General features: G+C 67.0%; 16 protein-coding genes. 11 read left to right on the top strand and 5 right to left on the bottom strand.

Annotated features, from left to right (window positions below):
- Nucleotides 1–182 precede the first annotated feature (182 nt).
- The 5 genes from gabT to K6L26_RS24725 all read left to right on the top strand — a co-directional run bounded on the left by gabT (nucleotide 183) and on the right by K6L26_RS24725 (nucleotide 6990).
- On the top strand, nucleotides 183–1535 hold the full coding sequence (gabT, locus tag K6L26_RS24745; protein WP_435405374.1) for a 4-aminobutyrate--2-oxoglutarate transaminase: 1353 nt from the start codon (nucleotides 183–185) through the stop codon (nucleotides 1533–1535).
- A gap of 35 nt (nucleotides 1536–1570) precedes the next feature.
- Nucleotides 1571–2767 carry an acyl-CoA dehydrogenase family protein gene (locus tag K6L26_RS24740; protein WP_221851867.1) on the top strand — a complete coding sequence of 399 codons (1197 nt, stop codon included), beginning with the start codon at nucleotides 1571–1573 and terminating at the stop codon, nucleotides 2765–2767.
- 31 nt (nucleotides 2768–2798) lie between these two features.
- The gene (locus tag K6L26_RS24735; RefSeq protein ID WP_221853463.1) at nucleotides 2799–4265 is read left to right on the top strand and encodes an aldehyde dehydrogenase family protein; all 1467 of its coding nucleotides are present in this window, start codon (nucleotides 2799–2801) and stop codon (nucleotides 4263–4265) included.
- Nucleotides 4262–5377: a CaiB/BaiF CoA transferase family protein gene (locus tag K6L26_RS24730; protein WP_221851865.1), complete on the top strand. Its 1116-nt coding sequence runs from the start codon at nucleotides 4262–4264 to the stop codon at nucleotides 5375–5377. The genes K6L26_RS24735 and K6L26_RS24730 overlap by 4 nt, the downstream gene beginning before the upstream one ends.
- 68 nt (nucleotides 5378–5445) lie before the next feature.
- Nucleotides 5446–6990: a PucR family transcriptional regulator gene (locus K6L26_RS24725; RefSeq protein ID WP_064897733.1), complete on the top strand. Its 1545-nt coding sequence runs from the start codon at nucleotides 5446–5448 to the stop codon at nucleotides 6988–6990.
- Nucleotides 6991–7009: 19 nt separating this feature from the next.
- On the opposite strand, the gene K6L26_RS24720 is transcribed toward K6L26_RS24725, so the two are convergent.
- The gene (locus K6L26_RS24720; RefSeq protein ID WP_019345364.1) at nucleotides 7010–7861 is read right to left on the bottom strand and encodes a dienelactone hydrolase family protein; all 852 of its coding nucleotides are present in this window, start codon (nucleotides 7859–7861) and stop codon (nucleotides 7010–7012) included.
- Nucleotides 7862–7948: 87 nt separating this feature from the next.
- On the opposite strand from K6L26_RS24720, the gene glmS reads away from it, so the two are divergent.
- From glmS to K6L26_RS24705, 3 genes are all read left to right on the top strand, one after another.
- Nucleotides 7949–9826 (top strand): glutamine--fructose-6-phosphate transaminase (isomerizing), encoded by a 1878-nt coding sequence (glmS, locus tag K6L26_RS24715; protein WP_221851863.1) that lies wholly within the window; start codon nucleotides 7949–7951, stop codon nucleotides 9824–9826.
- Between the two features lie 95 nt (nucleotides 9827–9921).
- Complete coding sequence (locus K6L26_RS24710) at nucleotides 9922–11178, top strand: IS30 family transposase (protein ID WP_420094197.1); 1257 nt, start codon at nucleotides 9922–9924, stop codon at nucleotides 11176–11178.
- Between the two features lie 69 nt (nucleotides 11179–11247).
- Entirely contained in the window at nucleotides 11248–12165 is a 918-nt protein-coding gene (locus K6L26_RS24705; protein ID WP_221851862.1) for an alpha/beta fold hydrolase, read from the top strand.
- Between the two features lie 12 nt (nucleotides 12166–12177).
- On the opposite strand, the gene K6L26_RS24700 is transcribed toward K6L26_RS24705, so the two are convergent.
- Complete coding sequence (locus K6L26_RS24700; RefSeq protein WP_221851861.1) at nucleotides 12178–12936, bottom strand: DeoR/GlpR family DNA-binding transcription regulator; 759 nt, start codon at nucleotides 12934–12936, stop codon at nucleotides 12178–12180.
- A gap of 35 nt (nucleotides 12937–12971) precedes the next feature.
- Nucleotides 12972–14921: a PTS mannitol transporter subunit IICBA gene (locus tag K6L26_RS24695; protein WP_221851859.1), complete on the bottom strand. Its 1950-nt coding sequence runs from the start codon at nucleotides 14919–14921 to the stop codon at nucleotides 12972–12974.
- Between the two features lie 194 nt (nucleotides 14922–15115).
- Here K6L26_RS24695 and K6L26_RS24690 point away from each other — a divergent pair, with 194 nt between their 5' ends.
- The gene (locus K6L26_RS24690; RefSeq protein WP_221851857.1) at nucleotides 15116–16195 is read left to right on the top strand and encodes a zinc-dependent dehydrogenase; all 1080 of its coding nucleotides are present in this window, start codon (nucleotides 15116–15118) and stop codon (nucleotides 16193–16195) included.
- 2 nt (nucleotides 16196–16197) lie between these two features.
- On the opposite strand, the gene K6L26_RS24685 is transcribed toward K6L26_RS24690, so the two are convergent.
- Nucleotides 16198–16866, bottom strand: a complete 669-nt coding sequence (locus K6L26_RS24685) for an MSMEG_1061 family FMN-dependent PPOX-type flavoprotein (RefSeq protein ID WP_245008637.1) — start codon at nucleotides 16864–16866, stop codon at nucleotides 16198–16200.
- 11 nt (nucleotides 16867–16877) lie between these two features.
- Nucleotides 16878–17837 carry a PDR/VanB family oxidoreductase gene (locus K6L26_RS24680; protein WP_221851853.1) on the bottom strand — a complete coding sequence of 320 codons (960 nt, stop codon included), beginning with the start codon at nucleotides 17835–17837 and terminating at the stop codon, nucleotides 16878–16880.
- A gap of 68 nt (nucleotides 17838–17905) precedes the next feature.
- Here K6L26_RS24680 and K6L26_RS24675 point away from each other — a divergent pair, with 68 nt between their 5' ends.
- Both K6L26_RS24675 and K6L26_RS24670 read left to right on the top strand, forming a co-directional pair.
- A complete protein-coding gene (locus K6L26_RS24675) occupies nucleotides 17906–18544 on the top strand; it encodes a TetR/AcrR family transcriptional regulator C-terminal domain-containing protein (protein ID WP_245008636.1) in 639 nt (212 codons plus the stop codon).
- Nucleotides 18545–18662: 118 nt separating this feature from the next.
- The gene (locus tag K6L26_RS24670) at nucleotides 18663–20075 is read left to right on the top strand and encodes an NAD(P)H-hydrate dehydratase (protein WP_221851851.1); all 1413 of its coding nucleotides are present in this window, start codon (nucleotides 18663–18665) and stop codon (nucleotides 20073–20075) included.

Here is a 20075-nt window from a genome sequence, read left to right as displayed (position 1 = left end):
GACGGTTTTCCTCCATTCGGCGTCGGCGTTCGACGCCCACAGTGTTGAGGACCCGCCCGCGTTCTGGAACCACCGCTATGTACAGTGCGGACGCGAATTTTGTCCAAGTCGGCGATAGGATTCCTGGCGGTTCCGTTCGTAATGTGACGCCCACATCGACGGAAGGAATGAGCGAGATGACGATGCTCGACACGGCGGTCGGCGGTCCGAAACTCCGTCAGGAACGCCGACTCGTTACCGAGGTGCCCGGGCCGCGCTCCCGCGAATTGGCGGCCCGCCGCGCGGGTGCGCTGCCGGCCGGTCTGGCCAGCGGGGCACCGGTCTACGCGGCCGCCGCCGGCGGCGGCGTGATCGTCGATGTCGATGGCAACTCGTTCATCGACCTGGGCAGCGGCATCGCGGTCACCACCGTGGGCAATGCCGCGCCGGCCGTCGTCGAGCGTGCCGCCGACCAGCTGGCCCGCTACACCCACACCTGCTTCCTGGCCACGCCGTACGAGCCCTACATCGAGGTGGCCGAAACGCTCAACCGGCTCACCCCCGGGACACACGAGAAGCGCACCGCGCTGTTCAACACCGGCAGCGAGGCCGTCGAGAACGCGGTCAAGTACGCCCGCGCCGCCACCAAGCGGCCCGCCGTGGTGGTGTTCGACCACGCCTTCCACGGCCGTTCGCTACTGACGATGACCATGACCGCCAAGAACCAGCCCTACAAACACAGCTTCGGGCCGTTCGCCCCCGAGGTGTATCGCGCGCCGATGGCCTACCCGTACCGCTGGCCGTCCGGCCCGGAGAATTGCGCCGCCGAGGCGTTCAGCCAGTTCGCCCAACTCGTCGACGCGCAGATCGGCGCTGACGCGGTGGCCTGCGTGGTGGTCGAACCCATCCAGGGTGAAGGCGGATTCATCGTTCCCGCCGACGGTTTCCTGCGTGCGGTGGCCGACTTCTGCCGCGACCACGGCATCCTCTTGGTCGCCGACGAGGTGCAGGCCGGCATCGCTCGCACCGGGACCTGGTTCGCCAGTGAGCATGACGGCCTGGTGCCCGACCTGGTGGTCACCGCCAAGGGCCTGGCCGGCGGCATGCCGTTGGCGGCGGTCACCGGGCGCGCCGACATCATGGACGCCGCGCATCCGGGCGGGATCGGCGGCACGTACAGCGGCAACCCGGTGGCTTGCGCGGCCGCTCTCGGCGTCTTCGACGAGATCGAGAAGCATCAGTTGCTCGACCGCGCGCAGGCCATCGGCGACATCCTGGTGTCCGGACTTCGTGGAATTGCCGCGACCACCGACGTACTCGGCGACATCCGCGGTCGCGGCGCCATGATCGCCGCCGAGCTCGTCGTCCCCGGCACCCGCACCCCCAACCGCGACGCGGTGGCCGCGGTCAGCCGCCACTGCCTCAACAACGGTGTGCTGACGCTGACGGCCGGAACCTTCGGCAACGTGCTGCGCTTCCTGCCGCCGCTGTCCATCTCCGATGATCTGCTCATCGAGGCACTGGCGGTCGTACGCGACGCCTTCGCCGCGCTCTGAACTCACCCGAAACAACCAACGCCCAGGAGTTACCCATGACGCTGACCACCGCCCCCGCTGCCAAGAAGTCCACCTACCGGCCGCTGGAGTTGTTCGACACCGACCGCCTGCTCGACAGCGACGAGCGTGACATCGCCGCGACGGTGCGCCAGTTCGTCGATACCCGGCTCAAGCCGAATGTCGAGGGCTGGTTCGAATCGGCCACCTTGCCAAAGGAATTGGCCAAGGAGTTCGGAGATCTGGGCGTCCTGGGCATGCACTTGCAGGGGTACGGGTGTGCGGGTACCAATGCCGTGAGCTATGGGTTGGCCTGCATGGAGTTGGAGGCCGGTGACAGCGGATTCCGCAGCTTCGTGTCCGTGCAGGGATCGCTGTCGATGTTCTCGATCTACCGGTTCGGCTCCGAGGAGCAGAAAAACGAGTGGCTGCCGCGGCTGGCCACCGGTGAGGCGATCGGTTGTTTCGGCCTGACCGAGCCGGACTTCGGCTCCAACCCGGCCGGCATGCGTACCCGGGCCCGCCGCGACGGGAGCGATTGGGTGCTCAACGGCACCAAGATGTGGATCACCAACGGCAACCTCGCCGACGTGGCCACAATCTGGGCGCAGACCGATGACGGTATTCGCGGCTTCCTGGTGCCGACCGACACCCCGGGATTCACCGCCAACGCGATCCACCGCAAGCTGTCCCTGCGGGCCTCGGTGACCTCGGAGCTGGTGTTGGACAACGTGCGCCTGCCCGCGTCGGCACAACTGCCGTTGGCCCAAGGATTGTCGGGCCCGTTGTCGTGCCTCAACGAGGCCAGGTTCGGCATCGTGTTCGGTGCGCTCGGCGCCGCGCGTGACAGCCTGGAGACGGCGATCGACTACGCGTCTGCGCGGGAGGTGTTCGACAAGCCGCTCATCAGCTACCAGCTCACCCAGGAGAAGCTGGCCAACATGACCCTGGAGCTGGGCAAGGGGATGTTGCTGGCGATTCACCTGGGCCGCATCAAGGACGCCGACGGGGCGCGGCCCGAACAGATCAGCCTGGGCAAGCTCAACAATGTGCGCGAGGCCCTGGCCATCGCCCGGGAGTGCCGAACCCTGTTGGGCGGCAGCGGAATCACCCTGGAGTACTCGCCGCTGCGGCATGCCAACAACCTCGAATCGGTCCTGACCTACGAAGGCACCTCCGAGATGCACCTGCTCGCGATCGGCAAGGCCCTGACCGGCCAAGCCGCGTTCCGCTGAGCCGCAACCTGATTGGAGCAATCGAATGACCATGCAGACCCCTACACGGCTGCAGCACCTCGTTGCCGGGCAATGGATTTCCGGCGAGGGTGACGGTGTCCGGAGTGTCGATCCTTCGCGGCCACAGTCGATCGTCGCCGAAGGCGGCGCCGCGAGCACGGACCATCTGGACGCAGCGGTGGCCGCGGCCGGCGACGCGGTTCGCGGATGGGCGGGCACTCCGATGGCCGCGCGCGGTGGCGTGCTGCTGACCGCCGCCGAGATTCTCGACGAGAAGGCCGCCGAGTGGGGGCGCGACCTCTCGGTCGAAGAAGGCAAGACGCTGGCCGAGGGTGTCGGTGAAGTGCGTCGTGCTGCCCAGATTCTCCGTTACTACGGCAACGAGGGCGATCGCCAAGCAGGCGAGATCTACGCCTCGCCGCGTGCCGGTGAACAGATCCTGGTCACCCGCAAGCCGGTTGGTGTCGTCGGGGTCATCACCCCGTTCAACTTTCCCATCGCCATCCCGGCCTGGAAGATCGCGCCGGCGCTTATCTACGGCAACTCGGTGGTGTGGAAGCCGGCCAGCACCGTGCCGCTGCTCGCGATGCACCTGGCGAGCGCGCTCGACACCGCGGGTCTGCCGGCGGGTGTGCTCAATCTGCTCATCGGTGGCTCGGCCATCGGCGACGGCATCGTCAACCATCCCGACGTCGATGCGGTCACTTTCACCGGATCGACCGGCATCGGGCGGCGGATCGCGAGCCAGGCAGCCGAGCGCGGGGTGCCCGCCCAGGCCGAGATGGGCGGCAAGAACGCCGCTGTCGTACTCGACGATGCCGATCTGGACCTGGCGGTCGAGCAGGTGATGCTGGGCGCGTTCCGCTCGACCGGTCAAAAGTGCACCGCCACATCCCGATTGATTCTCTCCGAGAAGATCGCCGACCGCTTCCTGGACGTCCTCACTGACCGTGCCGGGGCACTTGTCGTGGGCGATCCGGTCGATGAGGCCACCCAGATGGGGCCGGTCGTCAGCGAGTCGGCGCACAAGACGATCACGACCGGGATCGAAACCGCGCGGTCGCAGGGAGCGGCCGTCCTGGCCGGCGGGCAGCCCTACAGCGACGAAATCCGTTCCCGCGGTTACTTCGTCGCGCCCACCGTCATCGAACTCGGCGACCAGCCCGCCGACCTGTGGACCGACGAATTGTTCGGCCCGGTGCTCGCGGTGCGTCGCGCCGCCGACGCCGACGAAGCGTTCGCGTTGGCCAATGACAGTGAATTCGGCCTCTCGGCCGCGGTTTTCACCCAGGACCTGACCCGCGCGCTGCAGGCGGTCGAACACCTCGACGTCGGGGTACTGCACGTCAACTCCGAATCCGCCGGGGCCGATCCGCATGTGCCGTTCGGCGGCGCCAAGAAGAGCGGGCTGGGGCCGAAAGAACAGGGATCGGCGGCCCGGGAGTTCTTCACCCACACCACGACGGTGTACCTGCGCGGTGGAGCACCGCGCTCATGAGCACCGGTGCGCTCGACGGAATCACCGTCGTCGACTTCAGTCGTGTACTCGCCGGCCCGTACGCCACCATGATGCTCGGCGACTTCGGTGCCGATGTCATCAAGATCGAGCGGCCCGGCGTCGGGGACGACACCCGCGAGTGGGGACCGCCCTACGATGCCGACGGCGTCGCCACCTACTTCAATTCCGTCAATCGCAACAAGCGGTCTCTGGTGCTCGACCTCACCGATCCCGACGATGTCGCCCGGGCCCTCGAGTTGGTCAGCCGCGCCGACATCGTCGTCGAGAACTTCCGGCCCGGAACCATGGAAAAGCTCGGACTCGGCTATGACACCCTCCGCGAAGTCAAGCCAGACCTGATCTACTGCGCCATAACCGGATTCGGGCACGACGGCGGGGCAGCCTTGCCCGGCTACGACCTGCTGGTCCAAGCTGTCGGCGGTCTGATGAGCATCACCGGTCCGCAACCCGGTGACCCCACCAAGGTCGGGGTCGCGATGGTCGACGTGCTCACCGGCATGCACGCCGTCACCGGCATCCTGGTGGCACTGGCCCACCGCGACCGCACCGGGCAGGGGCAACGTGTCGACACCAACCTGCTTTCGGTGTTGTTGTCCTCCATGGTCAACCAGGCCTCCGGCTTCCTGGGTGCGGGAAGCGTCCCGACGATCATGGGAAATCGCCATCCCAGCATCGCGCCGTACCAGACCTTCAACACCGCGGATCGGCCGATCGCACTGGCGGTCGGCAATGACAAGCAGTTCCGGTTGCTGGCCGCCGCGCTCGAACTCGACGGCCTCGCCGATGACGAACGCTTCGCGTCCAACGCATTACGGGTGCGGCACCGAGACGAACTCTGTGCTCTGTTGGAGGCCCGGTTGATCACCCATGGCGCCGACCACTGGTATGAGGTACTCACCACCGTGGGCGTGCCGGCAGGGCCGATCAACGACATGGCGGAGGCGTTCACCTTCGCCGAGAAGCTGGGGCTGACGGTGACCGTACCGGTGCCCGGCAGCAGCACCCCGCAGGTCGCCAATCCGGTCTCGCTGTCGATCACACCGCCGCAGTACCGCAGCGGCCCGCCCCGCCTGGGACAGGGCACCACCTGACGCGCGCGCCCTTACATTAGAACTGTGGTGCACAGTGCTTCCCTCGACGCCGGCACAAGGGCGTGCCCATGACGATGACCGTGCGCCGGCTCGCGCAGACCCCCGGCCTCGGGCTGAGCTTGATCGCCGGCCGCGACGGAGGTGACCGCTCGATCGGGTGGGCTCACGCTATCGAACTCGAAGATCCGACGCCATATCTGTCGGGCGGCGAACTCGTGATGACGACCGGCATGAACGTGGGGGACACCGCCGACCGACAGTTCGAATATCTGGCTCGGCTGTCCTCGGCCGGAGTCGCCGCGTTGGCCTTCGACACCGGGACCACGCATCCGGCGGTGCCGGCCGGGATCATCGCCGCGGGCGACGCGCTGGGGTTGCCCGTGCTCAGCGTTCCGCCGCAGACCCCGTTCATCGCCATCAGCCGAGCCATCATCGATGAAGTCACCGCCGACCAACTCCGCTCGGTCCAGCGCGTCGTCGATCAACAGGAAGTGCTGGCCCGGGAAACCCTGAGAAACGGTATCCCCGCTGTCGTCGCCGCATTGAGCAAGCTGCTCTCGGCTACCGTCGTCGTCATCGACGTCGACGGTAATGCCTTGGCGGCCAGCGGATCCGAAACCGATCATGTCTGCGCGCTGGGCGCGGGCCTGATCGAGGACAGCGCCAACAGGCGAACCAAACACGCCAGCCGCGTCGTCGCCGACGGCTCCGGTTACTGCACGTTGCAGGCGCTCAAGGCGGCCCAGCCGCTGCGCGGGTATCTGGCCGTCAAGACCAACGAGCCACTGTCTCCCACCGAACGCCTGCTTGTTTCCCATGCCGTGTCGCTGATCTCCATCGAGATGGGCAAGCCTGCCAAGATCCTCGACGCCGAGCACCGGCTGCGGGTCGCCACCACCGCCGGGCTCATCGCCGACCCGCCGACCATCGATCACGCCGTCCTCAGATACTTCCGGTTCGACCCCGACGAGGACATCGCCGTGGTGGCATTGACCGGCACCGGCCCCAGTCTCACCGCCGAGACTCACGCGCTCCGCGTGCTCGAGTCCCGGCACTCCCGGTACCTGATCTGTTCGGGCGCAGGCGAATTGATCGTCATCTTGCCCGCCGCCGAGTCCGCCGCCGCGCCGTTGTTGGTCACCGAGGTCGGCGCCCAACTGCAGAAGCGGGTGCGCGGTGGCCTGAGCAAGCCCGCCACATTCGGCAACATCGCCACCGCGGTGAACCAAGCCCGCACTGCGGCGCTGATCGGTAACAGCGACGACGCGTTCCAAACCTATGCTGAGATCGGGCTTTTCGACGTCATCCTCGGCGGCCGCAGCGCAGATGAATTGCGCCTGATCGCCGAACCCATTGCCCCGCTTGTCGATCAGGACACGAGCCCCAACGGCACCGGCGACGGACTGCTCGTCACATTGGAAAGCTACCTGCGGCACAACGGTCACCTGGAAGGTGCAGCGGCCGAGCTGGGCGTCCACCGCCACACCATGCGCAACCGCGTCGCCAAGATCGCTCAGCTGACCCGGCGCGACCTGCAAAGCCCCGACGTCCGGGCTCAGCTACTCCTGGCGATCAGGGCTCGCGAGCTGCTGCGGATCGACCGCCCGGATTGATCCGGCCGCGCCCGCTCGATCACGGCTTGAGCAGCGCGACGACCTTGTCCTCGAGCGCCACCGGATCAGCATTCGGGTCGGCCGTTTCGGTGTGCGGCAACGCGGCCTCGGGATCGGCGAAATCGCGGTAGGTCTTGTCGCCGGCGAGTGTCGCCAGCAGATATCCCGTGAGCAGGCCGCGCACGATCTTCTGGGTGTCCTTGTCGGCGCCGGGCAACCCGAAGAAACGCGCCAGGCGACGCCCCTCGACCAGGCCGCCGGCCTGCGCCTTGCTGACCGTCCGCAGCGTCGCCCCGTCCCAGGCCCGGGACAGCTCCACAGCGTTCGAACGCAGCGTCATCTGGTCGCCCGGGGCGGTCAAGACCAGGCCTGGCACCTTGAGCGTGGCGGCGGGTTGCTCTGCCGGCGGCTTGGTCACCGTCGGGAACAGGGCCACCACAGCCTTCGGTCGGTGGGCGTCACCGCCCATGCCCGCGGCGGCGAACACCGCCGCCGACCCGCCGAAGCCGTGGCCCACCACGCCCCGCTTGCCTGGATGCACGCTGATCTTGCCCGTACCCAGTCGCACCCCGGTGATGATCTCCAGCGCCGCACCGAGGTCGAAGGCGAAATTGAGCACCGAGGGAGCCACGCTTTTCTCGGTGTTCGGCGCCGCGGCCACGATGCCCCAGGACGCGAGGTGTTCCAGCGTGTGCGCGTAATTGCCGGCCTGTGCCATCCAGTCGTGGGCGAACACCACCCCGGGTAGGTTCAGGCCGGACTCCGGCGTGTACACCACCCCGGGGACGCCGGCGAAAGCCAGGTCGCCGCGCAGGACGCGATGCGGTCCGCGCCGGGTCAACCCTGCGAAGAGCTTCTTTGTGCTGGCCACGCGTTGACCGTAGCGCAGGGTGATTTGTGTCAAACCCCTTCGCCGCCGAATCGGGTCAGACGGCCGGCTGCACTACCCTGGGACCCTATGTGTGGAATCGTCGGCTACGTCGGGCCGCGCCCGGCTCGCGGCATCGTGGTCGACGCGCTGCGGCGGATGGAATACCGAGGCTACGACTCCGCGGGAATCGCGCTGGTCGACGGCAACGGTGGGTTGACGGTACGTCGCCGCGCCGGCCGGCTGGCCAACCTGGAGACCGCCCTCGCCGAGACCGACGACAACATCCTGACCGGCAGCACCGGCCTCGGCCACACCCGGTGGGCCACTCACGGTCGTCCCACCGACCGCAACGCCCACCCACACCGTGACGCCGCGGCCAAGATCGCCGTCGTCCACAACGGCATCATCGAGAACTTCGCCGTCCTGCGCGCCGAGCTCGAAGCCGCCGGGGTGGAGTTCGCCAGCGACACCGACTCCGAGGTGGCCGTGCACCTGGTGGCACGCCAGTACGCCACCGGTGACACCGCCGGAGACTTCCCGGCCTCCGTGCTGGCTGTGCTGCAGCGCCTGGAAGGGCACTTCACCCTGGTGTTCGCCAACGCCGACGACCCGGGCACCATCGTGGCCGCCCGGCGGTCCACCCCGCTGGTGGTCGGTATCGGCGACGGCGAGATGTTCGTCGGCTCCGACGTCGCGGCTTTCATCGAACACACCCGGCACGCCGTGGAGCTGGGCCAGGACCAGGCGGTGGTGCTGACCGCCGACGGCTACCGGATCACCGACTTCTTCGGCCGCGACGATCTGCAGGCCGATCGTGACTACCGCGAGTTCCACATCGACTGGGATCTCGACGCCGCCGAAAAAGGTGGCTACGACTACTTCATGTTGAAGGAGATCGCCGAGCAGCCCGCCGCGGTCGCCGACACCCTGCTGGGCCATTTCGTCGACGGCCGGATCGTGCTCGACGAGCAGCGGCTGTCCGATCAAGAGCTTCGCGAGATCGACAAGGTCTTCATCGTCGCCTGTGGCACCGCGTACCACTCGGGCCTGCTGGCCAAATACGCCATCGAGCACTGGACCCGGCTGCCCGTCGAGGTCGAGCTGGCCAGCGAGTTCCGCTACCGCGACCCGGTGCTGGACCGCAGCACCCTGGTGATCGCCATCTCGCAGTCCGGCGAGACCGCCGACACGCTGGAAGCGGTGCGGCACGCCAAGACGCAGAAGGCCAAGGTGCTGGCGATCTGCAACACCAACGGCAGCCAGATCCCGCGTGAGGCCGATGCGGTGCTCTACACCCGGGCCGGGCCGGAGATCGGCGTGGCCGCCACCAAGACGTTCCTGGCCCAGATCGCCGCGAATTACCTGGTGGGGCTGGCCCTGGCGCAGGCCCGCGGGACCAAGTACCCAGATGAGGTCGAGCGCGAGTACCACGATCTCGAGGCCATGCCGGATCTGATCGCCCGGGTGCTGGCCGGCATCGAATCGGTGGGGCAGTTGGCTCGGCAGTTCGCCAAGTCACCCACCGTGCTGTTCCTCGGGCGGCACGTCGGCTACCCGGTGGCGCTGGAGGGCGCGCTCAAGCTCAAGGAGCTGGCCTACATGCACGCCGAGGGCTTCGCCGCCGGTGAGCTCAAGCACGGCCCGATCGCGCTGATCGACGAGGATCTGCCCGTGATCGTGGTGATGCCGTCGCCCAAGAACGCGCAGATGCTGCACGCCAAGCTGCTGTCCAACATCCGTGAGATCCAGGCCCGCGGGGCGGTGACCATCGTGATCGCCGAGGAGGGTGACGACACGGTGCGGCCCTACGCCGACCACCTGATCGAGATCCCGGCGGTGTCAACGCTTTTCCAGCCGCTCCTGTCGACGATTCCGCTGCAGGTGTTCGCGGCCGGCGTGGCCCGGGCTCGCGGGTACGACGTCGACAAGCCGCGCAACCTGGCCAAGTCCGTCACCGTCGAGTAGGCGACCGCGCTCGAATGTCGGCTTGTGTGCGAGTTCTCGCCGGCGGTTTCTAGGCGTCGTTGCAATAGCAGCTGATTCTGATGGGAAGTGCTGCTATGCCGCGTCCACCGTTGTCGAGTGTTGTTCGGGAGTTCTGGGGTTGTGTCGGTGCGGGTTGCACCGCTGGTGAAGCCGGTGCGGCTGTCGGCGTGTCGTGCGCTACGGGGGTTCGCTGGTTCGCCGACGCTGGCGGGGTGAAACCTCAATTCCGTATGCCTAAGTCGTCGGGTCCTCGACCACGGCTGACGCTCGCTGAGCGGATCCAGATCGAGATCGGAGTCAAAGTCAACGAGTCGCTGAACTCGATCGGTAAACGGCTGGGCAGGGCTGCGTCGACGATCAAGTACGAACTCGACGTCAACGGTGTCGATCACAACGACGGACGTAAGTCCGGCTATCGACGCAAGGAGGCGTTCGGAGCACGTCAAAGCGGCAAGACTGCGGTTGTCCGCTACGACGCGTTGATGGCACAGTCGCGGTCGGAGGAGCGCGCTCGTCGTCCGCAGCCGGGCAAGCTGGCCCGCAATCAGGTGTTGCATGATGAGGTGCAGGCCAAGCTGCTCGACGAGCATAGTCCCGAGCAGATCGCGGCGCGGTTGATCATCGACTACCCCGACGATGCGGAGATGCGGGTGTCTCACGAAACGATCTATCGGTCAATCTACTTGCAGGGCAAGGGAAATCTACGTCGCGAGTTGCACACATGCCTACGCACTGGACGCGCATTGCGCAAGCCGCAGGGGCGCCCCGACCAGCGTCGCGGTCGTCTGCGCGGCATGGTCAGTATCAGTGAGCGGCCCGCCGAGGTGGAAGATCGTGCGATCCCCGGGCACTGGGAGGGGGACCTCATTCTGGGCAGTACCGCCTCGGGGTCGGCGATCGGCACCGTCGTGGAACGCACCTCGCGTTTCGTCATGCTCTTGCACCTGCCCGACAACCACACCGCCGAAGCCGTCCAGGACGCGATCGTGGCCAAGATGGCCCAACTGCCGGCCATCCTGCGCCGCACGCTGACTTGGGACCAGGGCAGGGAGATGGCCAACCACGCCGCCATCGCCAAGGCCGCCGACCTCGACATTTACTTCTGCGACCCGCACTCTCCATGGCAGCGCGGCACCAACGAGAACACCAACGGACTACTGCGCCAGTACTTTGCTAAAGGCGCTGATCTCTCGATCTTCCCGGCCGACTACCTCGACTACGTCGCCGCCAAACTCAACACCCGACCCCGCAAGACCCTCGGCTGGAAAACGCCCGCCGAAACCCTCGACGCACTACTCTGCAACCCACTCAATCCAACCGCTGTTGCATAGACGTCTTGAACCCAAGGCTGATTTTTCGCACACAAGCCAACGTTGGCCGTCGGTGACGGAGTTGCCCTGATGGACCTACGTGTACCCACGGTCAACGTCGCGGGGCGATGGGCCAGGGGTGGCCTGGGCGCCTTCGTCTCCGAGGCGGCGTTCGAGCATTTCCTGGGCGCCTACCGGGAAGGCATGGCGACCCTGCCGCCCTTCGAACTGTTCGACGTGCCAACGTCATTCGGCACCGTGCGGGCCTACCGCTTCGGCGGGGCAGTCGCGGGGGCGCCGGTGGTGCTGCTGTCGGGCCGCAACGCATCGACGCCGATGTACCGGACCAACCTCGGGCCCTTGCTGCAACAGCGCACGGTGTATGCGATCGACCTGCTCGGTGAGGCAGGACTGTCGGTCCAGCACAAGAGCATTCGCGACGCCCGCGACCAGGCCCAGTGGCTCGACGAGGCGCTGGCCGGTCTCGGGGTGGAACAGGCGCATCTGCTCGGGGTGTCGATCGGCGGCTGGACCGCCGTCAACGCTGCGGTGCACCGGCCCAACCGCGTAGCTTCGCTGACCCTGCTCGATCCCGTGTTCACCTTCACCGGCGCCCCGGTCAAGGCGATTGTCGCCTCGGTGGCGTTGTTCGCGCCCGTGCCGGGGCGCTGGCGACGCCGAGTGCTGAGCTGGATATCCGGAGGCGCCGACGTGGCGGACGCCGAGGTCGAATCCGCACTGATCTCGGCGGGGGCAAAGGACTTCACGGTGCGCACACCGGCACCGAAACTGTTCACCGACGAGCAGCTGCGCGGCCTCGACATACCCGTGCTGGCGCTGATCGCCGGCCGCAGCGTCATGCTCGATCCCACCCGGGCTGTCACGCGGGCGCGAGAGCTTTTGCCGCGCGGGCAGGTAGAACTGTGGCCCGAGGCATCCCATGCCATCAACGGTGAATACCCGGAAGAGATCGCGCGCCGTGCGGGGCAGTTCTGGGACGAGGTGTGAGCGCCCAGGTAATCAGGCGCGGATCACCGCCGGTCCCAGGGCTTCATAGCGGTGTGCTTGCTCGGCGGCCAACTCGGTTCCGGTGACGATCGACTCGAAATCGGAGACCTCGGCGAATCGGCAGAAACTCGTCTCCCCGAACTTGGAATGCGCAGCTACGAGGATGCACCGTTGCGCGACCTTCACCGCGGTCTGCTTGACCGCCGCCACCGCGGGATCCGGTGTGGTGAGGCCGTGTTCGACAGTGATCCCGTTGGTGCCGAGGAAGGCGATGTCGATCACCAGACTGTTCAGTCGCTCCACCGCCCACTGGTCGACGGTGGCCAGGGTGCGTCCCCGCATGCGCCCGCCGATCATCAGGACCGTTACCGTCTCGCTGTGGGCCAGCGCTTCTGCGGCCAGCAGTGAGGATGTCACCACCGTCAGCTCGTGATCGGCGAGTTGTTCGGCGATCAACCGTGGCGTGAAACCCTCGTCCAGGTAGACGGTTTCGGCGCCGTGCAACTGATGTGCCGCCGCGGCGGCGATGCGGTGCTTCTGGGCCAGGTCCACCTGGCTGCGGTATTCGACGGTGGATTCGAACGCCGCGGTCTCCAATGGGATCGCGCCGCCGTGTACCCGCTTGAGCAGACGTCTGCCGGCCAGCGCCTTGAGGTCGCGGCGGATCGTCTCGGCCGCGACGTCGAGTTCGTCGGCCAGCGCCAGCACGTCGACACGGCCCCGGCTGCGCGCGAACTCGACGATGCGGCTCTGGCGGGTATCGGCATCCACGCTTGCCATTCTGAAGCACCCGGGTGTGCCGTCGGCTATTCGCTGTCGGAGAGCACTGAACGCACCTCGTCGGCGCTGGTCGCCGCCCGCAGCCGGGCCACTTCGTCCTTGTCGAGGAAGACGTGGGCGATCTTGGTCAGCAGCGCCATGTGGTCGTTACCCTGCCCAGCGATCCCGACGACGAACTCGGCGGGCTTGCCGTTCCAGTCGATGGGTTCCGGGTAGCGGACGAAGGAGATTCCGGTGCGGCGGATCGTGCTCTTCGCCTCGTTGGTGCCATGCGGGATCGCCAGCCCGTTGCCCATGTAGGTCGACACCGACTTCTCGCGCTCGTGCATGGCATCCACATAGGCCGGCTCGACCGCGTCCGCCGCGACTAACAGGGCACCGGCCTCGTCGATGGCACCGGCGGCCGAGGTGGCGGTGCCGGCCATCACGATCGAGTCCAGCGGCAGCACATCGTTCGCAGTGCTCTCGGGCCGCTCCTCAGCGATCTCGCCCGCAGCCGAGTTCGTGTCCCGCAGCGTCTCGACGATCTCGTCGTAGCGCGGCGAACTCATGAAATCGTCGACCGAAACATGAACGGCTGAACCGGTTTTCAATCGCGCCCGGTCGGTCAGGTCGCGGTGGGTCACCACCATGTCGTACGTGTCGGTGAGGTTCGCGATCGACTGGTTGGTTACGGTGATATCGCCGAAGCCTGCGGAACGGATCTTCTTGCGCAGCACCGACGCGCCCATCGCCGAGGAGCCCATACCGGCATCGCATGCGAATACGATGCTGGTCACCGGCTGCCTGTGCGCACCCACGAGGGTGGAGGCCACGCTGGATTTCTTTCCCTTGAGCGCTTCCATCTCGGCGGTGGCCGCGGCCAGATCGGGTACCTCGGCGGCACGATCGGTCTTGAGAAGCAACGAGGCGACGGCGAACGAGACGGCGGTGGCCCCGAGCACCGCCAATGTCACGCCGAGAAAGCTGCCGCTTGCCGTCTGCGCGTAGATCGCGATGATCGAACCGGGGGCGGCCGGGGCGCGCAGGCCGGAACCGAACAACACGTTGATGAAGACTCCGGTCATGCCGCCGAGGATGGTCGCGGCGATCAGCTTGGGTTTCATCAGCACGTACGGGAAGTAGATCTCGTGGATGCCGCCGAAGAACTGGATGATCGCCGCGCCCGGTGCCGAGGCGCGGGCAGCGCCGTGACCGAACACCATGAACGCCAACAGGACTCCCAAACCGGGGCCGGGGTTGGTCTCCAGCAGGAACAGGATCGACTTCCCGGTGTCCAGTGCCTGGGTGGTGCCCAGTGGGGTCAGCACCCCGTGGTTGATGGCGTTGTTGAGGAACAGCACCTTCGCCGGTTCGATGAGCAACGAGGTGAGCGGCAGCAAGTCGTTGCTGACCAGAAAGTCGACCGCGTTGCCGGCGGCGCGGGTGAACGACGACACGATCGGGCCGACACCGAAGAAGCCGAGGATCGCCAGCAGCATGCCGAGGATGCCTGCGGAGAAGTTGTCGACGAGCATCTCGAAGCCGGGCCTGACCCTGCCTTCCCAGAGCGCGTCGGCCTTCTTCATCGCCCAGCCGCCCAGCGGTCCCATGATCATCGCGCCCATGAACATCGGGACGTCGGCACCGGCGACCACACCCATGGTGGCGATCGCGCCGACGACGGCGCCGCGGTTGCCGTGGATCATCCGGCCGCCGGTGTAGCCGATCAGGACCGGCAGCAGGTAGGTGATCATCGGGCCGACGATTCCTGCGCCGCCGTAGCTGCCCCAGCCGCCGATCCTGGCCACCCAACCGTCGGGGGCCCTGAGTCCGGAGAAGATGGCCTGCAGCCAGCCCTGCTCGATGAACAGGGCCGTGATCAGGCCCCAGGCGATGAAGGCGCCGATGTTCGGCATCACCATGTTCGACAGCGAGGTGCCCAGCTTCTGCACGTGCACCCGGACCCCGGTGCGTGGCGCTTCGACAGTGGACATCTGACGACCTCCGATCTTGCCGGCTGCTGGGTGACGCCGGTCACATGCACACTCAGTACACCGCATAAGTGGGCATGCCTGCAAGCAAACGGGCGTAAATGGGCAAAATGAGTTGTGGTTTTATGACCGGATTGGCGTTAGGGTGCTCCTACCGACCCGGTTAGCGCCAGTCCCTGCGAGTCGAGAGGACCGCCATGAAAGCCCTGCGTTACTACGCGCCCGAGGACGTCCGACTGGAGGATGTGCCGGAGCCCCAGTGCGGCCCCGGCGAAGTGAAGATCAGGGTGCGCAACTGCTCCACCTGCGGCACCGACGTCAAGATCCTGCACAACGGACACCAGAACCTGACCCCACCGCGCACCATCGGCCATGAGATCGCCGGTGACATCGTCGAGGTCGGTGCCGACGTGAACTCCACTTACGGCACCGACTGGGCCGAGGGCGACCGGGTTCAGGTGATCGCAGCGGTTCCCTGCGGCGAATGCCACGAGTGCCGCAAGGGCTGGATGGCGGTGTGTCAGAACCAGACATCGATGGGCTACCAGTACGACGGCGGTTTCGCCGAGTACATGATCGTTCCCCGTCAGGTGCTCAAAGTCGATGGGCTGAACCGGATTCCGGACAATGTCAGCTATGACGAGGCGTCCGCGGCCGAACCGTTCGCGTGCGCCATCAACGCCCAGGACCTCCTCGGCATCGAAGAGGGTGACACCGTCGTGGTGTTCGGTGCCGGCCCGATCGGTTGTATGCACATCCGCATCGCGCGCGGGGTGCACAACTGCGGGCCGGTCTACCTCGTCGACGTGAACGAAAGCCGGCTCAAGATGTCGGCGGATGCCGTGCACCCGGACGAGGTGATCAACGCGGCCGAGGTCGACGTCGTGGAGAAGGTGATGGAACTGACCGGCGGCCGTGGCGCCGACGTCATCATCACCGCCACCGCGGCCAACGTCACCCAGGAACAGGCCATCGCGATGGCGGCCAGAAACGGCCGCATCTCGTTCTTCGGCGGACTGCCCAAGACCAACCCGACCATCACGTGCGATTCGAATGTGGTGCACTACCGCCAGTTGCACATCCACGGCGCCAACGGTTCCGCGCCGGAGCACAACAAGCGTGCGCTGCAGTACATCTCGACCGGCCAGGTTCCGGTGAAGGACCTCATCACGCGCCATATTCCGCTGGACGACGTGCTCGACGCGTTCTCGATCGTGCAGAACGGTGAGGCCATCAAGGTGACGGTGGAGCCTGCCGCGGCCACGGCAGCGGTCTGAGGTCAGTACAGCCCGTTCTCGTAGTGGTCGTCGATCACGGCATGAAGCGAGCCGGCCAGGTCGCCGAGTTTCTCGGCCATCTTCGCCGCGCTCTCCGTGATCGAGAGGGTGTAGAAGTCCCCGCCCAATGTCACGGCGTCGGCGAGTCCGCGGCTGTCGCCGTCCCAGAGCTTGGCCCGGATCACGGCCTTGCCGCACTGGCCGAACACTTCGCGAATGCGCACGATGGTGGCCAGCACGGCGGGTTTGCCGTCGGCGCTGAGCATTTCGAGTAGCTCCGGGTCGTCGGTGACGAACGCGTCCCCGTTCACCCTGATCACCTCTCGGATGCCGGGCACGAAGAAGACCAGTCCCACGGCGGGATGCGCGGTGATGTTCTTGTGGGTGTCGGCGAGCTTGTTGCCCGGCCGGTCGGGGATGGCGAGAGTCCACGGGTCGAGGATCCGCACCGATCCCGGTGGGTCTCCGCGGGGGCTGGTGTCCAATTGACCGTCGGAGGCCACCGTCGCCATGCAGAAGAACGGACTGTGCGCGATGAACCGAGCCGAGAATTCGCCGAGCTTCGGCTCCTTCTTCTCGGCGATGAACCGTTCCGGGTACCCGACGATCTCCCTGACGCGCTCCATGGTGATGGGGGAGTACGAGTCGGCCGCTGTGCCTGTGGTTTTCATCATCGAATTCCCTAGACGTCGAGAACCAGCCGGGGAGTTTGCGCCCGGGATACGCAGACGAACATGCGGTCGTTGGCGGCGCGCTCGCTCTCCGAAAGGATGCCGTCCCGATGGTCGGGCAATCCCTCGATGACAGTGGTCTGGCAGGCACCGCAGATCCCGGATCGGCACGACGACGGCACGTTGATTCCCGCCCGCTCAAGCGCCGCGAGGATGCTCTGGCCCGCTTCGACATTGATGGTTCTGTCCGACGCGGCACATACCACTTCGACGGGTTTGTCGTCGGCGGCGGCCGCCTGCTTTCGCGGCTTGAAGCGTTCGAGATGCAGGCTGTCTGCCGGCCAGTGTGCGGTGGCGTCCTGCAGTGCCGACAGCAGCGCGGCGGGGCCGCACGCATAGATCTTCCCGCCGCAACGGACCTGTGCGAACTGCTCGCCGAGTGGGATGCGACCGCCGGCGTCGGAGGCGTAGAAGCTCACCCGCGTTCCGTATCCGCGGAGTTCGTCCGAGAACGGCATCGAGGTCGCGGTGCGCCCGCCGTAGAGCAGTTTCCAGTCCAGGCCCCAGGATTCGGCCTGACGGATCATCGGGAGGATGGGGGTGATCCCGATGCCGCCGGCCACGAACACATATGAGGTGGCGCGACGCAGCTCGAAGGTGTTGCGTAGCCCGGCAACCGTGAGTTGCTGCCCCGGGCGCAGGAACGCGTGCACGTACTCGGAGCCGCCGCGGCTGGTGCGTTCCCGCCGCACTCCGATGCGGTAGTACGACCGCTCACCGACCGGTCCGCACAACGAGTACTGGCGCTGGATGCCGGTCGGCAGGAGCAGATCGATGTGGGCGCCGGGTTCCCAGGCCGGCAGCAGCTCGCCGGAACGCGGCTGCAGTTGCACGGACACCACACCGTCGGCCTCCCATGTCAGTTGGCGAACGGCGACGCCGATCCCGCCGGCGGTCAGTTCGCTGCCCATACCGCGTCCTCCCTTCCCGCGTTAACAATGTTAATTGCAGGTCAGAGCGTAGTGTTAACATCGTTAACGTGTCAACCGCCTCGACTGGCCGCGATCGCGTGGCGCTCGCCAAGCTGACGGTGGACCACGTGGTCGGGGAAGCCCTGGCGCTGGTCAACGACGGTGGGCTGGAATCGCTGACGATGCGCCGGCTGGCCGACCGGCTGCAAGCGCACCTGCCGACGATCTACCGGCTGGTCGACGGCAAAGACGCCCTCGTCGACGAGATGGCCGAGACGATTTTGGCGAAGGCACTCGACAATGCCGACACTGCCGACCCGGAATGGACTCATCGCGTCAAAAGCCTTGCTGGGGGACTCCGTTCGGCTCTGCTGGCACAGCGCGACGGAGCCCGGATCGTCGGCGGCAACTATGCCGCCAAGCGAGCCAACCTGACCTTCGTCGACACGCTCGTCGGCAGTATCCAGGCTGGCGGTCTGGCCAGGGAGCACGCCTTGTGGGCGGCGAGCTCACTGTTCTGCTACGTCCTCGGCGAGGTGCTGGAACAACAGGGCGCGGCCGGCGGTGAGATCGAGACGCTCGAAGGTGTGGTTCGTGCAGGCGAGTATCCGCACCTCGCGTCAAGCCCCGTCGAGCAACTGCTCGACTTCGACGCGCGGTTCGAGTTCGGGTTGCACCTGCTCATGTCGGGCATGCGTTGCGGATAACGCCTCGCCCAGAGCCTCCACCCCGTCACTTTCGGTGACTGTCAGCGGTCCCGAGTAAACACACGTAACCTGTTGGCGCGCGGCAAAGTCGACGACACATCGAGCGAAGCGGGAGCAGATGCGGTACTACTACTCGGCCGATGCGATCCGTGAGGCCGAGGCGCCACTGCTCGCATCGCTGCCCGACGGAGTGCTGATGGGCCGTGCCGCGTACGGACTGGCGACGGCGATCGCCACCGAACTGAAGCTGCGGACCGGTGGTGTCGCCGGCCGGCGGGTCTGTGCCGTGGTGGGCTCGGGCGACAACGGCGGCGACGCGCTGTGGGCGGCGACATTCCTGCGCCGCCGCGGAGCAGCCGCTGATGCTGTCCTGCTCAACCCGGAGAAAACTCACGCCAAGGCCCTGGCCGCGTTCCGTCTGGCCGGCGGCCGCCTCGTGTCCGGCATCTCGGCGGCAACCGATCTGGTGATCGACGGTGTGGTCGGTATCTCGGGGCGCGGGCCGCTGCGACCCAACGCCGCGGCGGTGTTCGAGGCGAGCACGGCCCCGGTGGTCGCCGTCGACATCCCCAGCGGCCTCGACGTGCAGACCGGAGCCGCCGACGGCCCACATGTGCACGCTGTCCTCACCGTCACCTTCGGCGGCCTGAAACCGGTACACGCGCTGGGGGAGTGCGGCCGGGTCGAACTCGTCGACATCGGCCTGGACCTGGCACCGACCGAACTGGCCGGCCTGGAGGCGGCCGAGGTCAGAAAGCTGTGGCCGGTCCCGGGCCCACACGACGACAAGTACACCCAGGGTGTCACTGGTGTGGTGTCCGGTTCGGCCACTTACCCCGGGGCGGCGGTGTTGAGCACCGGGGCGGCGGTGGCCGCGACTTCCGGCATGGTCCGCTATGCGGGAAGTGCCGGCCCGCAAGTGCTTTCCCACTGGCCCGAGGTGATCGCCGCACCCAGCCCACAGGAAGCCGGGCGGGTCCAAGCCTGGGTGGTCGGGCCCGGGCTCGGCACCGACGATACGGCGAAGGCCGCGCTGCGTTTCGCGCTCGAATCCGATCTGCCGGTGATCGTCGACGCTGACGGTCTGACCCTGCTGGCCGCCGACCCAAGACTGCTGGCCGGTCGCAGCGCACCGACCGTGCTCACCCCGCATGCCGGGGAATTCGAGCGGCTGGCCGGAGCGCCTCCGGGCACCGACCGCGTCACTGCTACCCGCAATCTGGCTGAGCGGCTCGGCGCCACAGTCCTGCTCAAAGGCAATGTCACAGTCGTCGCCTCACCCGGCCACGCGACCTATCTCAACCCGGCCGGTCAATCCTGGGCAGCCACAGCCGGATCCGGCGACGTGCTGTCCGGAATCATCGGCGCCCTGCTGGCCGCCGGCCTGTCCGCCGGCGATGCGGCAGCCGCAGCCGCCTTCGTCCACGCCCGCGCCGCCAACCTCTCGGCGGCCGATCCAGGCCCCAGCCCGGCGCCCACCTCGGCGTCGCGCATCCTCGCCCATGTCCGCGCCGCCATCGCCGCGCTGTAG

It is taken from the genome of Mycobacterium farcinogenes, from assembly GCF_019739075.1.
GTDB lineage: Bacteria > Actinomycetota > Actinomycetes > Mycobacteriales > Mycobacteriaceae > Mycobacterium > Mycobacterium senegalense.
This window is presented reverse-complemented; position numbering and strand designations above follow the sequence as displayed.

Bases quoted from the DNA above. Each gene is read 5' to 3' on its own strand.
- gabT (WP_435405374.1), top strand. From the start codon at position 183: ATGCTCGACACGGCGGTCGGCGGTCCGAAACTCCGTCAGGAACGCCGA.
- K6L26_RS24740 (WP_221851867.1), top strand. From the start codon at position 1,571: ATGACGCTGACCACCGCCCCCGCTGCCAAGAAGTCCACCTACCGGCCG.
- K6L26_RS24735 (WP_221853463.1), top strand. From the start codon at position 2,799: ATGCAGACCCCTACACGGCTGCAGCACCTCGTTGCCGGGCAATGGATT.
- K6L26_RS24730 (WP_221851865.1), top strand. From the start codon at position 4,262: ATGAGCACCGGTGCGCTCGACGGAATCACCGTCGTCGACTTCAGTCGT.
- K6L26_RS24725 (WP_064897733.1), top strand. From the start codon at position 5,446: ATGACGATGACCGTGCGCCGGCTCGCGCAGACCCCCGGCCTCGGGCTG.
- glmS (WP_221851863.1), top strand. From the start codon at position 7,949: ATGTGTGGAATCGTCGGCTACGTCGGGCCGCGCCCGGCTCGCGGCATC.
- K6L26_RS24710 (WP_420094197.1), top strand. From the start codon at position 9,922: ATGCCGCGTCCACCGTTGTCGAGTGTTGTTCGGGAGTTCTGGGGTTGT.
- K6L26_RS24705 (WP_221851862.1), top strand. From the start codon at position 11,248: ATGGACCTACGTGTACCCACGGTCAACGTCGCGGGGCGATGGGCCAGG.
- K6L26_RS24695 (WP_221851859.1), bottom strand. From the start codon at position 14,921: ATGTCCACTGTCGAAGCGCCACGCACCGGGGTCCGGGTGCACGTGCAG.
- K6L26_RS24690 (WP_221851857.1), top strand. From the start codon at position 15,116: ATGAAAGCCCTGCGTTACTACGCGCCCGAGGACGTCCGACTGGAGGAT.
- K6L26_RS24685 (WP_245008637.1), bottom strand. From the start codon at position 16,866: ATGAAAACCACAGGCACAGCGGCCGACTCGTACTCCCCCATCACCATG.
- K6L26_RS24680 (WP_221851853.1), bottom strand. From the start codon at position 17,837: ATGGGCAGCGAACTGACCGCCGGCGGGATCGGCGTCGCCGTTCGCCAA.
- K6L26_RS24670 (WP_221851851.1), top strand. From the start codon at position 18,663: ATGCGGTACTACTACTCGGCCGATGCGATCCGTGAGGCCGAGGCGCCA.